The sequence below is a fragment of the Nitrincola tibetensis genome (genome assembly GCF_003284585.1).
In the GTDB taxonomy this organism is placed as follows: domain Bacteria; phylum Pseudomonadota; class Gammaproteobacteria; order Pseudomonadales; family Balneatricaceae; genus Nitrincola; species Nitrincola tibetensis.
Genome location: NZ_QKRX01000004.1, coordinates 154,125 through 172,703, shown reverse-complemented (window position 1 = coordinate 172,703; position 18,579 = coordinate 154,125). Strand labels below are relative to the sequence as shown.

The window sequence follows — 18,579 nt, the reverse complement described above, 5'->3', positions numbered from 1 at the left end:
TATTCTTAATACTTGACTAAACTACACAGTAAACCCCAATCATCGTGACTAACCCCATGTTAACCCGTACTAGATCTCCTGATGTTGCGTCTATTTGTAAGCCGCGTCCTATTTGGTGCCATCCACGAGATACGATCCATCATGCCATTCGTTTGATGTCACTCTACAAAATTGGCTGTGTTCTGGTCTGCGAGCACAGAAGACCCGTGGGTGTGTTGACACGACGTGATGCGATGCGTTTTGGTGCTGAAGGTTATGATGGCGAGACGACAGTCGATAAAGTAATGACGCATCCTGTTACAACGGTTGATGCTGATGCCAGTGTAGATGAGCTAGGTATCTTAATGATGAGTAGTCGTATTCGTCATGTTGCGGTTGTTGATGCTGAGCATCAATTGGTTGGTGTGGTCAGTGAAAGTGATATTGTTAACAGCCATGGCCTTGAACATGACTTGTTTTTAAGGTCTCTGTATGAGGTGTGTAACTTAGATCCTTTACGCATACCTAGCGATTGCAGTATTAAATTGGCAATAGAGCGGATCAGAACCGCAGGCCACACAGCGGCTCTCATTGATTTGAGTGAAGGCTTTGCCATTTTAACCGAAACAGACGTCATTAAACTTTTGGCAGAGGAAACAATTGATTTAAGCCAGCCTGTTTCCTCCATTGCGTTAAACCCTTTGCAGTCAGTACCAGGTTCGTTGAGTCTGTATAACGCACGTCGCCATTTTAGAAATCAGGGTTTTAGGCACTTGGGCGTCACTGATGAACATGGCCAGCTTGTTGGTTTAGCTTCCTATTCCGATATTCTGCGTAACGTAGAAGTGGATTACATTTATCGCTTGCGGGAACTTCTCAATGATCGCAGCCATTCGTTAAATCAAACACGCCATTACCTGCGCATTATTGAAAAAGTGATCAACTCATCCCTTGAGGGCATATTAATTTGCGATGCCCAAGGGAAAATTCAGAGCGTCAATCCTGCTTTTACGCAAATCACAGGATATGATGAGTGGGAAGTCATTGGCTGTAACCCAAGCGTGTTAAGTTCTGGCCGTCATGATAAACGTTTTTACGAACTGATGTGGCGGGAAATTAAAGAGGTTGGGCATTGGCAGGGTGAAATCTGGAATCGCAACAAAAGCGGCGATGTTTACCCTGAGTGGTTGAGCATTACAGCTATAGAAAATGATAATGGCGAAATCATGCAGTATGCGGCGATATTTCATGACTTGACGGAAGTGAAGCGCTCTGAAGCACGCATTAATAAAATGGTTTACTTTGACGAGGTCACGCTACTTCCGAACAGACGACTGCTGCGTGATCGCTTGGACAATGCGCTTAATTATTCCAACGAGACAGGGACTAAGATCACTTTAGTTAATCTTGATTTGGATTGGTTTAAGGTGGTTAATGATCGCTTTGGTCAGGTTCAAGGTGATCAGGTACTGCGTGAGATTGCGAATAGGATCAATCAACAACTTGCTGATGAAGATACCGTCGCTCGTCCGGGAGGAGATGAGTTCAGTCTCATTATCTCCAGTATCCAGGATACGAATGAGTTAGCCGTTTACTTGCAGAGGCTCCAAAAAATCATTTCTGCACCCGTGCTCATTAATTCTACTGAGATTCGGATTACCTGCAGCATGGGCGTTGTTGTTTACCCGGATGATGCATCGGATGCGGAGAGCTTAATGAGTCGAGCGGATTCAGCATTGCTGCAAGCTAAAGAGCAAGGACGAAATACGGTTCATTACTATTCGCTTACTCTAAATCAATCATCTATGTCGCGACTTAAGCTGGCAAGTTTGCTGCAAAATGCCTTAGAAAAAAATGAGCTGACCTTGTATTACCAGCCTAAAGTTTGCCTTAAAACAGGTAATGTTGAAGGAGTTGAATCCCTAATCCGTTGGTTTAATCCAGAGCTAGGTCAGGTATCCCCCTCTGATTTTATTCCATTGGCAGAAGATATCGGCTTGATCGATAGTATTGGCTCATGGGTTCTCGAAACGTCTGTTAAACAGTCTAAGGCATGGCAAGATCAGCAGCTCAATTTAAACATTGCAGTTAACGTCTCAGCTCGGCAGTTTCAGCGAGGTGAAGTGGCTGCGAAAGTGATGGGGTTGTTGGATCAATATCAATTATCGCCTGATCATTTAAGCATAGAACTGACTGAAACAAGTTTTATGCATAATGCGGAAAAAACACTTTCTGCGATCAAACAGTTAAGTTTGATCGGTGTGAAAGTGGCAATAGATGATTTTGGTACAGGCTACTCAAGTCTCAACTATGTTCGAACAATGCCCTTAAGCCAGTTGAAGGTGGATTTGAGCTTTATCAAAAATATTGTGGAGTCAGTACGAGACCGTAAGTTGGTTCAAGCCATTATTGATATGGCGCATGCGCTAGATATTGAAGTGATCGCCGAGGGTGTTGAAACCTGTGAGCAGTTAAAATTGCTTCTTGAAATGGGCTGTGATCAAGCGCAGGGATATCTATTCTGTCAGCCTATCCCTGCTGGTGAGTTTGAAATATGGTTACAGGACGTCAGTCAAACACATATTTCGTTAATAAGCCATTGTCAGCTCGACGGCTCGAATTAAAACCAGTTATCTTGGCGTTTACGACGTTTAGGCAGGTAGGGGACTAATAGACCTAAAATCATGCCTGCTAAGGCAACTAGGCCGCCGTGAGTCAACCATCGAATCAAATTGCTTTGATCCATGTTGGCGATTTCAGTATCTAGGCGTCGAATTTGCGTTTCAAGTTGCTCGACTTGCTGAGCATAATCTTGATTCCCGCCAGAGAGCTGTTGCAAGCGGCTATTCAGAGTCTCAATTTCGGTTGCTTGACGCTCGATTGTATTCAGGCTCTCGCTTAGTTCAGATTCTAACTTAGGTAGGCGTGCTTGAACGCTTTCACCTGCAGCAACGAATTCTTCAGGAACCCAGCCAGAGCGTCCCGCTTGGTTACGTACCTCGACATAGTTATTGTTGCGGTTGAGTATTGTAACCCCTTCACCACTCGTCATCCGTCCATTGATGCGGTATTGGTTACCAGGACCGCCATGAGTAAAGACATAAACGTCATCGGCGATGTGGGCACGTTGTTGAGCATAAGCCGGTACAGCAAAACTCAGGCTTAAAATGACAGACAATAAAAACTGCTTTTTCATATAAAAACCAATTGGTGCAATTAAGAATCAAACTATTGTACGGATTAAGTGGCCTATGACTACCCCATAGAGGAAATTTCTCTTTAAAAGTTATATTATAACCCTTTTCTTTGGGTTGTTTGGGGATGTGTATGAAGGCGATCAAAAGAGTCCTATCTGCGCTTTTGATAGGGCTTGTTAAGTTTTATCAATATTTCATTAGCCCTTTGTTGCCACCGAGTTGTCGTTACTACCCGACCTGCTCTGCCTACATGATTGAAGCCATTAAGGTTCATGGCCCGTTAAAAGGGGGGTGGTTAGGTTTGAAAAGGCTTTTACGTTGCCATCCTTTAAAACCTGGAGGGTATGATCCTGTTCCATCTAAGCCTTGTGACTGCCATGATCAGCAAGCAAGCTTAACAACCTTACCTGAAAAGGCTCAAGACAAAAATCCAAGTTAGGATAGCTTTGATTTTTAGGTAAAAGCTTCCGATAATAGCTCAAGCACCTTTACTTAATCAGGACAAACTGATGTTTTCTGCTCACAGCGTTATTCTCGTTGTTCTTGTCTATATGGCTTTGCTGTTTGGTTTGGCTGTTTGGGTGGATCGCCGCACTCGCCATCGCAGCAATTCTGCAATGCCTGCATGGGTGTATGCGCTGTCAATGGCCGTTTTTTTCACCTCCTGGACCTTCTACGGCAGTGTCGGCTTTGCCGTACAATCGGGTTTGTTGTTTTTTGCGATATACATTGGAGCATTGCTCAGTGTTGTGCTTTGGCCGATCACTCTAAAACGAATGGTAGCGGCTAAAGAGGTGTTTCGTATTACGAGCATTGCGGATTTCATATCGACACGATATCGCAGGTCTCAACGTATTGCTGCGCTGGTCACTGTCATAGTCTTAACCAGTATTTCTCCTTACATTGCGTTGCAATTAACGGCGGTCGTGAATAGCTTTAATATGATTACAGGGGCTCCAGCCAACTCCAACTGGGATATAACAGGACTGACGATTACCCTTGTGATGCTGGCATTCACAATCATTTTCGGGATTCGTCACCTTGATCCTACGGAGCGCCACAGTGGTATGATTGGTATGCTGGTTGCTGAATGCGTGGTTAAACTCCTTAGCTTTTTGCTGGTCGGAGCGTTTATTCTGATTTCAGTGTTTGGCGGGGTTAGTGGCTTTTTTGATACGTTTGATGGTCAAGACAAAAGCTTGATTCTGCGCTTTCAGAACCAAGACTCACCGGGGCTTACTTGGCTCACGTTAATTGTTCTTGGGTTTGCAGCGATGCAATTATTGCCGCGTCAGTTTCATGTGTCTGTGGTTGAAAGCAGCCATCAATCTCATGTCAAAACTGCGATGTGGATGTTCCCAGCTTACTTAATTCTAATTAATATTTTTGTGATTCCGATTGCATTGGCAGGAACAGTCATGGGATTGCCTGCTGGCTCTGCCGATTTCTTTATGATCTTGATACCTCAGTTTTTGGGTAATGATTTGATGGCGCTGGTGGCCTTTATGGGAGGTTTTGCCGCGGCAACAGGGATGATCATTATCAGTACTATGACGCTTGCAACCATGACGTCTAACCATTTGGTTCTCCCTTTATGTGAAAAAATCAAATGGTTGGAGCCGCTGCAAGGCTATCTGCTGCAGGTTAGATGGTTTACTGCAGCGCTCGTTTTGCTGTCCAGTTACACCTTGGCAATGGTCTTGAGTAACTCTTACTTTTTGGCTGCAATGGGGCTGATTTCTTTTGCAGGGATTTTGCAATTGTTGCCCGCTGTGTTTCTCGGCATGTTTTGGCGAAAAGGCAATAGTGTAGGTGCTTTTTGTGGACTGTTCGTAGGTTATATATTATGGGGCTGGACGCTCATCATCCCCTCCATGATCAATGAAGGGTGGTTACCGGTCAGCATTCTTGATGCGGGTCCTTGGGGGATTTCTTGGTTACGACCAGAAGCTTTTTTAGGCATCGATTTTCTACCACCGCTTATACACAGTGTTTTTTGGTCCATGCTCTTTAACGTTCTTTGTTACATTGCCGGGTCTTGGTTTTATCATCCCCAAAAACACGAGAGATCTCTAACGCGTGAGTTTTTGGCGGCCATGCTATCAAAAGGCCAGTTTTCGGGTAAGGCTAGGCCTACTGGGTTGGATGCGTACATAGCACTGGAGCCGAAACTGGTCGAAGCCTATGATTTAATTGCACGTTATTTGAGCAAAGAAAAAGCGGATGAGGCTATTTCTCGCATCACCGAAGATCTACAAGTCGAAACCAAAGCGCATATCACCATCATTGAGTTGATGGAGTTTCACCGAATGTTGGAGCATATATTAGCCGGTTCTATTGGTGCAGCCAGTGCGCATACAGCGATTGAAGAGCGAATTAACTACAATGAGCGCGAAGCCGCTGACCTAAAAGCATTATATAGTCATATTGTCAGTGAGTTGCAAGGGCAGTCGAGAGTTGATGAGGCTAAGGGAGATGGTGGCGGTTATTTGTTTTTGGATCAAATGCAAAGTCAGATTGATGATTTAGAAGCGCTTGTCAGTAGTCAAAAACGACAAATTGAAACCTTGGAGGCAAAGCTGGATCAGCGCTACGAGGAAATATTTGCCTATCGTGTTGAAGCGCAAAAATTGAAAGTTGAAAGTGACAATCTGCGTAAAAGACTGGCTGAAGATACGACCAGTGACTAATAGGGCGGTGCTGCAGGTTGGAAGCGGCCCAACCTGCAGTCAATTCGAGAGATTAAAGGTTTTCTTCTGCAAACTCGGCCAAACGTGATCTAAACACGCCTTGGAAATGCACACTGGCTGAGCCTTCAAAGTCTTTGAAGCGTTCAGCAATATAGGTGAGGCCAGAGGTTAAAGGGGTTAGGTAGTTAGAGTCAATCTGAGCTAGATTTCCTAAACAGACCATTTTGGTTCCTTTGCCACAACGTGTGATAATGGTTTTCAGCTGTTGTGGGGTCAGGTTTTGAGACTCATCGATTAAAACCACTGCGTTTTGTATGCTTCGGCCTCGAATAAAGTTGAGTGACTTGAATTGAATATTTGCCTTTTCAAGTGCATATTTAACGCTGCTTTGTGGACGTTCATCCTGTTCATGCATCGCCTCTAGGTTGTCACTAATGGCACTCATCCAAGGTGTCATTTTCTCCTCCTCCGTACCCGGTAGGAAGCCAATATCTTCAGCAACAGGTGGCGTCGAGCGTGTCACGATGATTTTATTATAGCGTCCTTGCTCTATGACCATTTCCAGAGCACAGGCTAGTGCAATCAGTGTTTTACCAGAGCCTGCCGAGCCCAAAAAGATCGTAAAGTCTAGATCTGGATCAAGCAGGGACTGCATGGCAAAGGCTTGTTGAATATTGATTGGATGAATGCCCCAAGCGCTTTGGTTCATCAAGTGCTGATAACCTAAGTCGAGCAGAGTGACGCTTTCTTCATCAATGGCGACGGTTCGAGCCGCAAAATCTTGAGTTGAATCGTAAACGTACTCATTTAAAAAGGTATTGGGTAATAAAGCGCGTGCAACGCGATGGTAGGCTTTCCCATCGCGCTGGTAGCTTTCGACCTTATCAACGCCTTCCCAAAACGGCGTTGCAAGATAATGATGGCCTTCGGGCAGTAACTCAACATCCGATACCAGTTGATCGGTCCGATAGTCTTCAACCTTTTTGAGCCCAGCCCCCAGTGCTTTTAGGCGCATATTGATATCTTTAGTGACTAGAACGACTTGCCTGTGTGGAAAGGTAGACTGTAAATGCAGTGCGCAGTTGATGATCTTATTGTCTTTGTTATGCTCGATTGGAAGAAAGCCTGTACGAACCGTGAGTTCGTGGTCTGGGAAGATACTCAGACAGCCCAGTTTTATATCGCGGTCCTTGCCCGGTAAGATGATTCTCACGCCTTTGGTGATTTGTTCAGAATTGGTGGCTTTGCTTAAAATAGAGTCGATGCTGCGGATTGCGTAGCGGGCCTCTTGGGCGACATTCTTCTTGCGATCTTTGATGTCGTCGAGCTCTTCGAGCACGGTCATGGGAATGGTAACGTCTTGTTCTTTGAATTCGTAAAGACATTTTGGGTCGTGTAATAGAACATTGGTGTCAAGGATATAGAGCTTGGAGGCTTTGGTTGCGCTCATGAGCAGGTGTCCTTTTGTAGAGTGTTTGATTTCAACCTAATAGAAATATTCGAATTCTGCAAGGGCTTATTTCTTTTATTATTTTTCTTAGTTATAGGAGCTTTAATCGGCCAGAAAATGAGGTAAGATTGAATTTTTAGATGAACGGATTATCATGAAAAAACATCGCTTGGCCTTAGCCACTTTCGCAGTCACCGCTCTGTTAGTCGGCTGTAAAGAAAACCAGACCCCTGCTGCTGTTGACACCCCTTCAACCAATACATCCATGCAAACACAGTCCACTACCTTTCAGATAGGAGAGCGTGCGAGTGGTGAAATCACGACACAAAGCCCTGTAAATCTTAAAGATGGTACACGTTATCAAATATTTGACATCATGGTTTCTTCATCCGACTTAGAGGATGGAAACTTACTGGAAATTACCCAGCGCGGTGCATTAAACGGTACATTATCCTTGTTTTCAGGTACCGATTTACTGGCCACTTCGAATGACTCAGAGCGTTTTTCTAAGTTGAGAAGTATCGTTCTGGATGAGTCAGTCCTACAGGTCGTTGTGCATGGTCGCGACATAAATAGCTTTGGCCCTTTTACCTTGTCCTCTGGGGTATTAAAGGTTTCATTAAGTTTGGATACGAGTAAACTCAATAGTCTCCCTTTAAATGAAAATGGTTGGCTTGATCAAGAACCACAGCTTTTACGCTTCCAGGTTGAAAAAGCCGGTTTGTATCGCTTCGACTTGTCTTCACAGGATTTTGATACCTTCATGAAACTAGAAGGTGTAGGGGTTAGTCTAGAAAACGATGATGGCCCTGATGGCACGGATTCTCAGTTAGTTACCTATCTTGAAGAAGGTGAATATACCTTAACACTTCAGAGTTATGCTGAAGGTTCGGGGCTCTTTTCGGTGAGCGTATCGGAAGAGGCTTTGCCTGAAGGTATTGAATTGCAAAATAGTGGTGAGTTAGTCATGGGGGAAGCAATACAAGGTATGTTGACTCGTGGTTCAAATGCGTACGAATTTCAGGTTCAGGAGCTGGGTCTGTACGAAGTGTCTCTGATGTCTGATGAATTTGATGCGTATTTAGAATTAGAAAGTGAAGGATTCTTTGCGGAAGACGATGATGGTGGTGAAGGCACTAACGCTCATTTAGAGTTAGAGTTAGCTCCAGGACTCTATAAAGTCGTTGCTAGGGGATTATCTGACCATGAGGTTGGTCTTTATACACTGATCGCGAATCGCTTGGACTAAAATGATTGGGCTATCCTTCCTCTGTGGCTAAAAAGCAGAGGAAGGATAAGAATAAACACTATTTATTCAGAACACGTAACATCCATGCCGTTTTTTCGTGAACTCGCATGCGATCTGATGCCAATGATGCAGTTGATTCATCGTCAGCTTCTTGTGCCAGCTTAAGCACTTCGCGGCAGGTTCTAACGACCGTTTCATGTCCTTGGGTCAATAAATCCACCATTTCTTTTGCTTCAGGAACGCCATCCACTTCTTTAATATTACTTAAACGCACAAACTCTTTATACGTTCCTGGAGCGGCAACGTCCAAAGTACGAATTCTTTCTGCTATGTCATCGACAGCAAGCGCAAGTTCGTTATAGTGCTCTTCAAACATCAAATGAAGCTCGCGGAACTGAGGCCCGGTTACGTTCCAGTGAAAATTATGCGTTTGTAAGTAAAGAGTGTAAGTATCAGCTAACAGGTGTTTGAGTCCTTCAGCGATTTTCTCACGATCCGATTTTTTGATACCTATGTCCATTTTTGACATGTGTAAGTCTCCATGAGTGAATTAGCTTTAATTGTAAGTGCAACCGCCTTGGAATGAGAAGCCGATTGCCATCAAACTTCTTTATGATCAGAATAGAGTATAACGAATTGACTTAGCCTGCTACCCAAAGCCTAGCCCCAGGAGAAATATATGGGTAAAGAAACAGAATTAAAACTAGAGTTATCGCCTCTGCATATCAATGCTTTAATAACTCATCCTCTGATCAGTTCGGCTCAATTGTTGAGTGAAAGCGTTACCCTAGAAAACACTTACTTTGATACGTCTGCTTTAGATTTGCAACGTTTAAAAATGGCGCTGAGAACGCGTCAACAAGGAAATGTTTGGCTTCAAACAGTGAAGTGTGCAGGGCAGTCGATAGCCGGTGTCAGTCAACGTCCCGAATGGGAGACTTTTTACAATGGCCACTTTGATTTTTCTGAAATTGAAATTGACTCCGTTCGAGAAATATTAGACGCCGTAAAGGTTCGTTTGCAGCCCATTTTTAGTACGAATTTTGAACGTTCGACATACTGCTATCAGTCTCCTACAGGGGCAGAGATTTTGCTGATGATCGATCTTGGTAAGATCCAAGCTCAAGGACAGACGCTTCCAATATGTGAGTTAGAATTAGAGTTGGCAAAAGGAGATATCTCGGATTTAGTGTCACTCGCCATCGATTTAGCAAAAGACTTATCTTTGACGCCCAGTGATATTTCTAAAGCGGAGCGAGGTTACCGTCTATTTAGTGGAGTGAAAGAGCAACCTGTTGCGTTCGTTGCTCCACGACAAACTGATGAAGTTGCTTCGGATGAGGTCTTCAGGAATTATGTTTCTGCTTGCCTTGTTCAGTGGCAAGGTAACTTGTTTGGCATCACTGCGCGGGAAGAGCCGGACTACTTGTTGCAATGGATTGAAAGTCAGGAGCGATTGCTAGCAGTTTTGAGAATGTTTAAACCTCTTTTGAGTCCACAATGGTTTAAACATTGGAAAGGGGTGTTAACCGAGAATCTACTGTCTTTCCGTGAGCAGATGGAACTGGATTATTTTGCGGATCGACTCATCCCAGAATGGATAGACCTCGAAGAAACAGAAGCTTCACTTAAGGATCTTAAAGTCTGGATTTTGGCTCATCGTGCGACTGCGCGGCAAGAAATGATGCAAAGTCCTGTTTTGCACCAGCAAGGTTGTCTGATTTTACGCTTACTTTCTGACGTTCGTTCTGATGACATTTTTGTCAAAGCAGAGCAAGTCGACCATGCTTTTTTATTAAAACGTATTAAAAAGTTAAGAAAGCGAGCGTTAGATAAAAAGCTAGGTCTAAAAACGTTACCTTCAGGTGTTCCCTTTGAAACCCTTCTAGCCTTAAAGGAGTATCGTTGGACAGTCGATATGTTTGCTAATATACAACTGGGTAAAAATAGGCTGCACAAAATGAATAAGACGTCTGCTCTTTTGGGGACAATCTCAGCTGAGTATTTATTAGGGCGTTGGCAGGCATATTTGCAAGGCTTGGTCGCAACGGATGTGTATTTGGCTGAGTCATTGCAGCGCTCCATGCTGATTCGACAAACAAAATTATTGAAAAAGCTTAGACAGCAATCTTTAAAATGTTTGCAAGAGTGTTAAATGTAGGGAGAGAGTGAGTTGAAGAGAAGGGCTGATCGGAAACGTTCCCCGAGTTGGTTGATTCTGTTTTTGTTCGTGACGTTTGGGCTGATCAGCTTTTCTCTATACGCAAGTGATTCAAATAGAATCTCTGTCGGAGTGGTTGCCGATAATGAGCCTTACTCTTGGATGCACCAGTCGCACCCGGCTGGTTTTTCTATCGATGTGCTCGAAAAAGTGGCAAACCTTGCAGATTTAACGTTTGAATATCGTGTTGGTAGCTGGCCTGAGGTGTACGCAGCCTTTCTAAGAGGTGAAGTCGATGTTATTGATGAAATTTCTTGGAGTGAAGAGCGAGCGAAGAGCATGTTGTTCACAGAGCCTTATCATTACCGAAATACAGTTGTCATGCAGGACTCAAATCGGCCGCTTGACTATGTTCAGAGCATCGACCATTTAAGACCTTACCGAATAGGGATCTTAAAAGATGTTTATTATTCACCTCTTTTATATAACCAAAATCTTGAGTTAGTCGAATATGAATTACTGCCGAACCTTGTCAGAGCCTTGGCTTTTGGTTGGGTGGACGCAATCATTGGGCCAGATGTAACTTTGCAATTTTTGGCACAAAGGGCTGGGTTTCGACATTTAGATATCGCAGGTGTTTTAGCCTTAGAAGGTGTTGAACTTGAGGACTTCAGACTGGCAGTGTTGAAAGACAAGTCTGAGCTACATGCCAAGCTTGAAAAAGCTTTGCAGAGTATTGAGCCCGAATGGCTGGCCGACTTAACTGTTCGCTGGCAAGAATATGGAGGTAAGCATTTACCTCTGCAAACATCCTTTCAATTAAGTCAGCCTGAAATTGATTATATACGTCAGCTTGGCCCAGTTAGGGTTGGGCTGATGCGAGACTATGCTCCTTTCAGTTTTCTAGATGGTGGAAGTGTTCAAGGCTTATCGGTTGACATACTGAAACGGATTCAGGATTTAACAGGATTGCAGGTTATTCCTGTTGTGGATCAATGGTCTAATTTAATTGATTGGCTTGAAGCTGGTGAGTTGGATGTTTTGGCAAATATGTCGTTTAGTGAAGAGCGACAAACTATCGCACGGTTTTCAGATTCCTACTATATTATTCCCAATGTTTTGTTTTCTAAAGACTTAGATTGGCGTTATACAGACCCATCAGACCTTAAGGGGCTCAGGGTTGCTATAGGTGCCGGAATTTTCTATGAGCAAGCGTTACGAGACATTATAGGTGATTCGCTTTTCACTTACATGGATCAAGCATCTATGTTTAATGCCCTAGCCAATAATCATGTCGATGCGGTGATTGCTGCTTTGCCAAATGGCAATCACTGGGTTAGTCAATTACGGATGACGGGTGTTTATGTGGCAGGTGAGTTGATCCTAGAGGATTTTGTGGGAGAGGATTTACGTTTTGGTGTTAAGCCTTCGCTTGCGCCTTTAGCCGACATTCTGAATAAAACACTCAATGCGATCACACCCATTGAGCAGAGCACGATTCAAAATCGTTGGTTAGGTAGCCAATCGGGCATGAGTTACTCATCAAAGCAGCCGCTTGAGAATTTGTCCGAGGAGGAACTCGCCTACTTGTCTGGTTTGGATAAAACAATACGTATCTGTGTGCATCACAATCAAATGCCTTTGGAAGCGATTAATCAGAAAGGGCATTTGATTGGAGTATCCTCCTCAGTTGTGGAGCATCTATCGCAACGATTAGACTTGCGTATCGAGCTGTTCCCAATGCGGAGTCGGTCGGCCTCTTTGCGAGCTTTGTCGGAGGGAGGCTGTGATGCTATTCCAATGCTGTCTGGAATAGAACGCATTGAAAATATTGCGCTAACACGCGCTTATTACTCGTTACCCGCTGTCATTTTAGGTCGGATAGAAGTTCCGTTTATTAATAGTTTAAATGAACTTTCCAATCAACGGGTTGGTGTGTTGGATGGCTTTGTTGCCTTTGATTCCTTAGTGAGTCGTTATCCGAATGTTACCTTTGTATCCATAGAGACTGAAGCCGATGGCCTAAGGCAGTTGCAGTCAGGTAATCTAAATGCCTTTATCAGTTCATTACCCACGGCAAGCCATACTTTGCAAGAGCTTGGAATTGCCGATATACGCGTGATAGGTCGAGTTCCTTTCGATTGGAACTTTACTATGGCCGTTCAGAGAGATAATGAGATTTTATTGGGAATCCTGCAGAAGTTTGTCGACAGTCTGACAGATGAAGATCGTCTGGACATCGAAAATGTATGGCGTACTGTGAAGCTCGAAGAGTCTATGGATTGGTCTTGGATCTGGCGGATTTTGACGATAGCGGTGCTTATCGTCCTGATGTTAGCTTACTGGAATCGACGTTTAGGTGCTTTAAACGCTAAGTTGGCACTAGCCAATGAAAAGCTTGCCTATTTATCAGTGACAGATGAATTAACAGGTTTGGGAAATCGAGCATTTTTTGATCATGAGTATGGTCGTTTACACCAGTTGGCAGTTCGACAAAATCAGGGAGTGATGGTGGCGATGCTTGATGTTGATCACTTTAAAAGAGTGAACGATACCTTCGGACATGCGGCTGGAGACCATTGTTTACAATTTTTGGCCGCCTCCATTAAACAGGTTTTTAAGCGTGATACGGATTATGTCGCTCGTTACGGTGGGGAAGAGTTCGTGATATTTACGCTCATAGATTCCTCTCAAAACATTTATTCACGCTGTGAAAGCCTTCGCCAACTCATTGAAGCATCTAAATATGAATTTGAAGGTCAAATGATTGCCTTTACAGTCAGTATTGGCTTACATGTCTATTGTCCTCAAGTAAGTTCTGATCCCGAACATGCGATGCGATTAGCCGACACAGCACTCTATAAAGCCAAGTCTGAAGGTCGTAATCGAGTCGTGATGATAGACACGGAGCAGAAAGAGATCTAACTCATACCCTTCCGCTCTTGTGTGTCTAAAATGAGAATTTAGGCAGGACGTTTGTCAACCATGAAGGTAGCCTCACCGGTTGCCACGAGAGTTTCGCCCACGGTGACTTCGCAGTTCATTTTAACGCGTTTGCGTCGTTCATCTATTTCAGTAATTGTCAGTGTAGCTTTTGCTGTATCACCTATATAGACAGGCGCGCGAAACTTGATTTGTTGATCAACGTAAATGGCCCCAGGTCCAGGAAGACGAGTGCCAGCAACGGTCGATATTAAGGCTGCACTAAACATCCCGTGTACAATACGCTTTTTGAAAAAAGTCGTTTTTGCATATTCTTCGTTGATATGAACAGGGTTGTTATCCCCAGAAATGCCTGCAAACAGGTACACATCAGACTCAGAAATCGTTTTTGCATAGGATGCGCTCATACCCACTTCAAGATCTTCTAGATAATATCCGTGTAATTCTTCCATATTATTCTCCTATTCATGATGATTTAAAAAGACACGAGTCGTAATCTTGAATGATCAATGTTAAAAAAGATCAAACTCAGATCAAGACTAACTGATTTTGTACTTATCAGATAGTGATTACATGATAGAATAAGTAAAAACCCTAATGGTGTGAAGAGTGAATCTAAATTCTTTACACTTGAATAAATTTTGAACAACTTGAGAAAGGTTAATCATGGCTGACTATAATGCTCCCGTAAAAGATATGAAGCTTGCTCTCAACCAGATCGCTCGTTTAACTGAGCTGTCTTCAATGCCTGTCTTTGAAGATGCTTCTGATGATATGGTCAGTGCAATTTTAGACGAAGCGGCACGTGTCGCTCGAGACGTTGTTGGACCAACCAACTGGGAAGGTGACCAAACGGGCCTCAAGCTTGATGAAAGCGGAGTCATTTGCCCGGAATGTTTCCGTGATGCTTACAATCAGTATGCCGAAGGGGGTTGGGGATCGCTGCAATTCGATCCTGAGTTCGGTGGCCAAGGCATGCCATACCTGTTATCTGTATCTGTGATGGAAATGTGGCAGTCTGCAAACATGGCGTGGGGTTTGTGCCCTCTGTTATCGCAAGGCGCCGTTGAGTGCTTATCAATTAATGCCAGTGACGAGCTGAAAAGCATTTACTTACCTAAGCTTATTAGCGGCGAATGGGCAGGTACCATGAACTTAACGGAAGGTGGGGCGGGTTCAGACCTGTCACAAGTTCGTTGTAAAGCGGAGCAGGACGGCGATCACTATCGCATTACGGGTGAAAAAATCTTCATCACTTGGGGCGACCACTCGTTAACTGAAAACATTGTCCATTTAGTTTTGGCACGTCTTCCTGATGCTCCTCCTGGCGTGCGCGGTATTTCGTTGTTTTTGGTTCCGAAATACCTTGTGAATGCAGATGGTAGCTTGGGTGAGTACAACAACACTAAACCCCTATCGATTGAACATAAATTGGGCATCCATGCGAGCCCTACTTGTGTGATGGGTTTTGAAAACTCAGTTGGCTATTTAGTCGGTGAGTTAAATCGTGGATTGGCCTGTATGTTCACTATGATGAACAATGCGCGTTTAGGGGTTGGTTTACAAGGCGTTGCGATTTCTGAGCGGGCGTATCAGCAGGCATTGAATTTTGCCAATCAGCGCATTCAAAGTCCTGCCGTAGGACACAAAGAGCCCGGTCCTATTATGAGACATGGCGATGTTCGTCGCATGTTGCTGACAATGAAGGCGTTGACGGAAGCGGGTCGTGCTCTGACCTATGATGCGTGTGGAAGCATTGATTTCTCACATCATGCTGAAGATCCAGAACGCCGTGAAAAAGAAAAAGCACGCGCTGCTTTATTAACGCCTGTTGTGAAGGGCTGGTGTACTGAGTTTGCTCAAGAAGTCACTTCGTTAGGTGTGCAAATTCATGGTGGTATGGGCTATGTTGAAGAAACGGGTGCCGCTCAACATTTCCGTGATGCACGCATCCTTCCTATCTATGAAGGCACGAATGGTATTCAAGCCTTGGATTTAGTTGGCCGCAAGACCCTCATGGATAAAGGCGAAGCGCTGGCAAGCCTACTTGAGGAAATGCGAGCGACTGTTGCGGCTGGTGGTGCGTTTTCTGCGCTTGCTGCACAGCTGGAAGCCGCGGTTGTCGCGGTTGAGCAAGCAAGAGATGTGTTGTTAAGCGGCAGTGCGGAAGATCCTCAGTTACCTGGGGCGATTGCCTATAACTTTATGATGTTGTTGGGTACGGTTGCAGGTGCGTGGGAATTGTTGCGTCAAGCGGAAAGTGCCGCTGAGCTGCAGTCTCAGGGAGAAGATGATCCATATCTGGCGGCTAAACAAGTGACCACGCGTTTCTATTTCGCCCAAATTTTGCCACGTTACATGGGCTATTTGGAAATGATCAAATCAGGAAGCGCTACGATCACTGAAATGAGCGATGCTCAATACGCGAGTGCTTGGCAGTAAGGTTTGATGTTCTGCTCAAAGGGGCTTTGCTAAGCGAAGCTCCTCTGAGGTTGAATCATTTAACCTGTTTTACGTAAATGCATGACGATGAAAGAAGCGTTTAAGTTCGCTGTCAGTAGGGGTTACGCCCGTAAACACATGGGCGTAATCTGCTATGCGTGCCATGCGAACATCAATCGGCTCATTTGATCGCATGCAGACATAGCCAATTTGGGTTAAGTAAAGGGTTCGAGCACGCACGTCGGCATCACTAGTGGGGTAAGCGTGTGCTGTAAACATCTGTTGAATAGCTGAAATACGATCCTCATCCGCCTTTTTGACGGCGACATCCACTTCTGCAGACTGCAGCGCCCAGTTGCGCATCGCAAACTCAAAACCCGAGTCAAAAAGCGTTTGGTCGAGCCAGCAATCAAATAAATTTAATACCGCTTCTGTAATAGATTCAGAGTAGGCTTGAGTTTGTTGGATTAGATTGTGCGTGTTTTTCGCTTTCCAGCGACCTATTAAAGCATCCAGCAACGCCTCACGATCTTTGAAGTACCAGTAAAAACTGGTTCGAGACAAGTTTAGCTGTTTGGCCAATGGCATAATTCGGACAGCATCAATCCCCTTAGAGATTAAGGTCTCATAGGCTAGGTCGAGCCATGTGTCGGGCGAACTGCGCCCATTGCTTTCTAAAGAATTCATATGCTTAGTAAACGATAAGTGTAAGAGAATGGCAAGATCAAAGTCGGTATCTGTAGGTGTGTTCTGCTGTGGTGAGTAACTTGCTGTAGTGAGTAAGTAAGGGTTGACCTTCCTGTCTATTAATTGTTTAAATGCCCCCTTTACAACAAGGAAGTAGTCGCTGCTTCATGGACGAACACCCACTGTGCTGAGCCTAAACGCTTTCAGCCCTGTTTTTTCATGAGCATCAGTCCTGCTAAACAGTAGGTTACATTGATGTATTCACAAAAGTCCCGCTTACTTGCCATCGACACCCCGCTCGGCGAAGATGCCTTTTTATTTACCCGAATTGACGGTGAACACCAAGATCTGTCCTGTTACCGAGCAGACATCATACCCAGGTGCTGGCTTTTAGCGCAAACCCACGACTACGCTATGGTCGACATGAAAGCAATGAGGTCATGCTATGACGCCCTTTCTTAGTCGTTGCTATGCCTCCCGCGGTGCTGAACAAGTGGAGCTGATTGCCGCTGCACTTTGCGCAGATCGACAGGAGTATGAAGTGCGGGTGATAGACGCATTGAAGGCACAGGGCTATCAGTTCTACTGGTCTGATTCGGTGCTGCCCGCTGCTTCTTGGGTGAAACAATATCCAGCGGATGCCGCTTACGCTGTGGCCTTAGCGCGCTCGATGAATGAAGAAAAGCGCGTTGCACTGGGTGTGATGACTCGTTTGCCTGGCTCAGGCGATGCGACAGAACACGACAAACACTGGCTTCAGATCGAAGAGATTGGTCCCATCACGCCTTTGGACGCGCAGTTTGGTGTGTACCCGAAGAAAACCGTCCCCGATGCACTGCGTGAGGCGCTGTTCGGTCAGCCCGATCCGACCGACGCCGAGCGCGCTGACTTCGGCGACGACGTCCCGCCACTGGTCACGTATGCGGTGCTCGATGCAGCCAAAATGCCCTATTTACTGACCAGCTTGCTGGAAGACTCGGGCCTGCGCCATCAGTCTTTATTTCAGGGCAAAGCGCAAGAAGAACTTGCCGAGCACGCCCCCTATCTGGTGGAGCTCATTGAAGACAACGACTTTACCTGCCGCCTGTTCACTGGCCCTGACGGCATCGGCGGGCTTTGGGAGAGGAGACTGGGTATATTCCTGCGCTCCCGAGCTGGGTTTAACACAGTGCGCAAGCACCTGCGCAAATTCACAAAGGTGCAGGATGAAAATGGGAAATGGTTTTATTTTAGGTTTTGGGATGTCGAGACAATGCGAAGTTTTAAGTCGCATCTTGCGGTCTCGCAAGAGCAAGCGACAGCATTCTTCTCGCTTTATATCCGATATTTTATTTGGTGCCATAGACAGGATAATCGGTTTTGCCGCATCAGTATCTCGCAACCTAAAATAGGCTCAGGGCAAATGGTTCTCGACGAAGCCTTACTGCGTAGATTTGGTTTTGCCGCGCGAGCACGGCGCATCATCAGGTTTCAGTCAAAAGTTGAAGCCTTAATAAACGCAAATGACCCGCTTGTCGCCCAAAAAATGGCAGAGCAACCGAAGGCAAGGCGTTTTTACTACGTCCGTTTGATTGACCAAATGGGCGTTAGAAATGTAAGTATCGCAGCCGCTTTGTTGTCTGCTATGTATCTGACCGGGGTCAATCTTTTAAGACACCCCGCATTTGAATACGCGACCCGCAATCGATTATTGACACCAGAAGCGAAAGCACAACAAATCACGTTGGGGTATTCGGTAGTCGCACAGTTAAACACAATGAAACATTCTTAAGGAGAGATGA

The 18,579-nt window shown here is 44.9% G+C and carries 13 protein-coding genes; 8 read left to right on the top strand and 5 right to left on the bottom strand.

What is annotated here, in order from left to right; genetic code table 11:
- The first annotated feature begins 56 nt into the window (after nucleotides 1–56).
- The gene (locus DN062_RS07135) at nucleotides 57–2,603 is read left to right on the top strand and encodes an EAL domain-containing protein (RefSeq protein WP_112158645.1); all 2,547 of its coding nucleotides are present in this window, start codon (nucleotides 57–59) and stop codon (nucleotides 2,601–2,603) included.
- On the opposite strand, the gene DN062_RS07130 is transcribed toward DN062_RS07135, so the two are convergent.
- A complete protein-coding gene (locus DN062_RS07130; protein ID WP_112158644.1) occupies nucleotides 2,600–3,175 on the bottom strand; it encodes a TIGR04211 family SH3 domain-containing protein in 576 nt (191 codons plus the stop codon). The genes DN062_RS07135 and DN062_RS07130 overlap by 4 nt on opposite strands.
- Before the next feature lie 131 nt (nucleotides 3,176–3,306).
- Here DN062_RS07130 and yidD point away from each other — a divergent pair, with 131 nt between their 5' ends.
- Together yidD and DN062_RS07120 are read left to right on the top strand one after the other, a co-directional pair.
- Nucleotides 3,307–3,615, top strand: a complete 309-nt coding sequence (gene yidD / locus DN062_RS07125) for a membrane protein insertion efficiency factor YidD (RefSeq protein WP_112158643.1) — start codon at nucleotides 3,307–3,309, stop codon at nucleotides 3,613–3,615.
- Between the two features lie 70 nt (nucleotides 3,616–3,685).
- Complete coding sequence (locus DN062_RS07120; RefSeq protein WP_112158642.1) at nucleotides 3,686–5,866, top strand: hypothetical protein; 2,181 nt, start codon at nucleotides 3,686–3,688, stop codon at nucleotides 5,864–5,866.
- Between the two features lie 52 nt (nucleotides 5,867–5,918).
- Here DN062_RS07120 and DN062_RS07115 read toward each other — a convergent pair whose 3' ends face one another.
- Complete coding sequence (locus DN062_RS07115; protein ID WP_112158641.1) at nucleotides 5,919–7,316, bottom strand: PhoH family protein; 1,398 nt, start codon at nucleotides 7,314–7,316, stop codon at nucleotides 5,919–5,921.
- Between the two features lie 154 nt (nucleotides 7,317–7,470).
- Here DN062_RS07115 and DN062_RS07110 point away from each other — a divergent pair, with 154 nt between their 5' ends.
- Nucleotides 7,471–8,565 (top strand): hypothetical protein, encoded by a 1,095-nt coding sequence (locus tag DN062_RS07110; protein ID WP_112158640.1) that lies wholly within the window; start codon nucleotides 7,471–7,473, stop codon nucleotides 8,563–8,565.
- 58 nt (nucleotides 8,566–8,623) lie between these two features.
- On the opposite strand, the gene DN062_RS07105 is transcribed toward DN062_RS07110, so the two are convergent.
- Nucleotides 8,624–9,094: a Dps family protein gene (locus DN062_RS07105; protein ID WP_112158639.1), complete on the bottom strand. Its 471-nt coding sequence runs from the start codon at nucleotides 9,092–9,094 to the stop codon at nucleotides 8,624–8,626.
- Nucleotides 9,095–9,244: 150 nt separating this feature from the next.
- Here DN062_RS07105 and DN062_RS07100 point away from each other — a divergent pair, with 150 nt between their 5' ends.
- Both DN062_RS07100 and DN062_RS07095 read left to right on the top strand, forming a co-directional pair.
- Complete coding sequence (locus tag DN062_RS07100) at nucleotides 9,245–10,720, top strand: CYTH and CHAD domain-containing protein (RefSeq protein ID WP_112158638.1); 1,476 nt, start codon at nucleotides 9,245–9,247, stop codon at nucleotides 10,718–10,720.
- Nucleotides 10,721–10,738: 18 nt separating this feature from the next.
- Nucleotides 10,739–13,651: a transporter substrate-binding domain-containing protein gene (locus tag DN062_RS07095; RefSeq protein ID WP_133256752.1), complete on the top strand. Its 2,913-nt coding sequence runs from the start codon at nucleotides 10,739–10,741 to the stop codon at nucleotides 13,649–13,651.
- Nucleotides 13,652–13,689: 38 nt separating this feature from the next.
- On the opposite strand, the gene DN062_RS07090 is transcribed toward DN062_RS07095, so the two are convergent.
- Nucleotides 13,690–14,121, bottom strand: a complete 432-nt coding sequence (locus DN062_RS07090; RefSeq protein WP_112158636.1) for a MaoC family dehydratase — start codon at nucleotides 14,119–14,121, stop codon at nucleotides 13,690–13,692.
- A 214-nt stretch (nucleotides 14,122–14,335) separates the two neighbouring features.
- On the opposite strand from DN062_RS07090, the gene DN062_RS07085 reads away from it, so the two are divergent.
- Nucleotides 14,336–16,111 carry an acyl-CoA dehydrogenase C-terminal domain-containing protein gene (locus tag DN062_RS07085; protein ID WP_112158635.1) on the top strand — a complete coding sequence of 592 codons (1,776 nt, stop codon included), beginning with the start codon at nucleotides 14,336–14,338 and terminating at the stop codon, nucleotides 16,109–16,111.
- Between the two features lie 69 nt (nucleotides 16,112–16,180).
- Here DN062_RS07085 and DN062_RS07080 read toward each other — a convergent pair whose 3' ends face one another.
- Nucleotides 16,181–16,798 carry a TetR/AcrR family transcriptional regulator gene (locus DN062_RS07080; RefSeq protein ID WP_112158634.1) on the bottom strand — a complete coding sequence of 206 codons (618 nt, stop codon included), beginning with the start codon at nucleotides 16,796–16,798 and terminating at the stop codon, nucleotides 16,181–16,183.
- A gap of 445 nt (nucleotides 16,799–17,243) precedes the next feature.
- On the opposite strand from DN062_RS07080, the gene DN062_RS07070 reads away from it, so the two are divergent.
- Nucleotides 17,244–18,569: a DUF4123 domain-containing protein gene (locus tag DN062_RS07070; protein WP_112158632.1), complete on the top strand. Its 1,326-nt coding sequence runs from the start codon at nucleotides 17,244–17,246 to the stop codon at nucleotides 18,567–18,569.
- The last annotated feature ends 10 nt before the right edge of the window (nucleotides 18,570–18,579 follow it).

Excerpts from the sequence above, each read along its gene's own strand:
- DN062_RS07135 (WP_112158645.1), top strand. The coding sequence starts at position 57 with ATGTTAACCCGTACTAGATCTCCTGATGTTGCGTCTATTTGTAAGCCG.
- DN062_RS07130 (WP_112158644.1), bottom strand. The coding sequence starts at position 3,175 with ATGAAAAAGCAGTTTTTATTGTCTGTCATTTTAAGCCTGAGTTTTGCT.
- yidD (WP_112158643.1), top strand. The coding sequence starts at position 3,307 with ATGAAGGCGATCAAAAGAGTCCTATCTGCGCTTTTGATAGGGCTTGTT.
- DN062_RS07120 (WP_112158642.1), top strand. The coding sequence starts at position 3,686 with ATGTTTTCTGCTCACAGCGTTATTCTCGTTGTTCTTGTCTATATGGCT.
- DN062_RS07115 (WP_112158641.1), bottom strand. The coding sequence starts at position 7,316 with ATGAGCGCAACCAAAGCCTCCAAGCTCTATATCCTTGACACCAATGTT.
- DN062_RS07110 (WP_112158640.1), top strand. The coding sequence starts at position 7,471 with ATGAAAAAACATCGCTTGGCCTTAGCCACTTTCGCAGTCACCGCTCTG.
- DN062_RS07105 (WP_112158639.1), bottom strand. The coding sequence starts at position 9,094 with ATGTCAAAAATGGACATAGGTATCAAAAAATCGGATCGTGAGAAAATC.
- DN062_RS07100 (WP_112158638.1), top strand. The coding sequence starts at position 9,245 with ATGGGTAAAGAAACAGAATTAAAACTAGAGTTATCGCCTCTGCATATC.
- DN062_RS07090 (WP_112158636.1), bottom strand. The coding sequence starts at position 14,121 with ATGGAAGAATTACACGGATATTATCTAGAAGATCTTGAAGTGGGTATG.
- DN062_RS07085 (WP_112158635.1), top strand. The coding sequence starts at position 14,336 with ATGGCTGACTATAATGCTCCCGTAAAAGATATGAAGCTTGCTCTCAAC.
- DN062_RS07080 (WP_112158634.1), bottom strand. The coding sequence starts at position 16,798 with ATGAATTCTTTAGAAAGCAATGGGCGCAGTTCGCCCGACACATGGCTC.
- DN062_RS07070 (WP_112158632.1), top strand. The coding sequence starts at position 17,244 with ATGACGCCCTTTCTTAGTCGTTGCTATGCCTCCCGCGGTGCTGAACAA.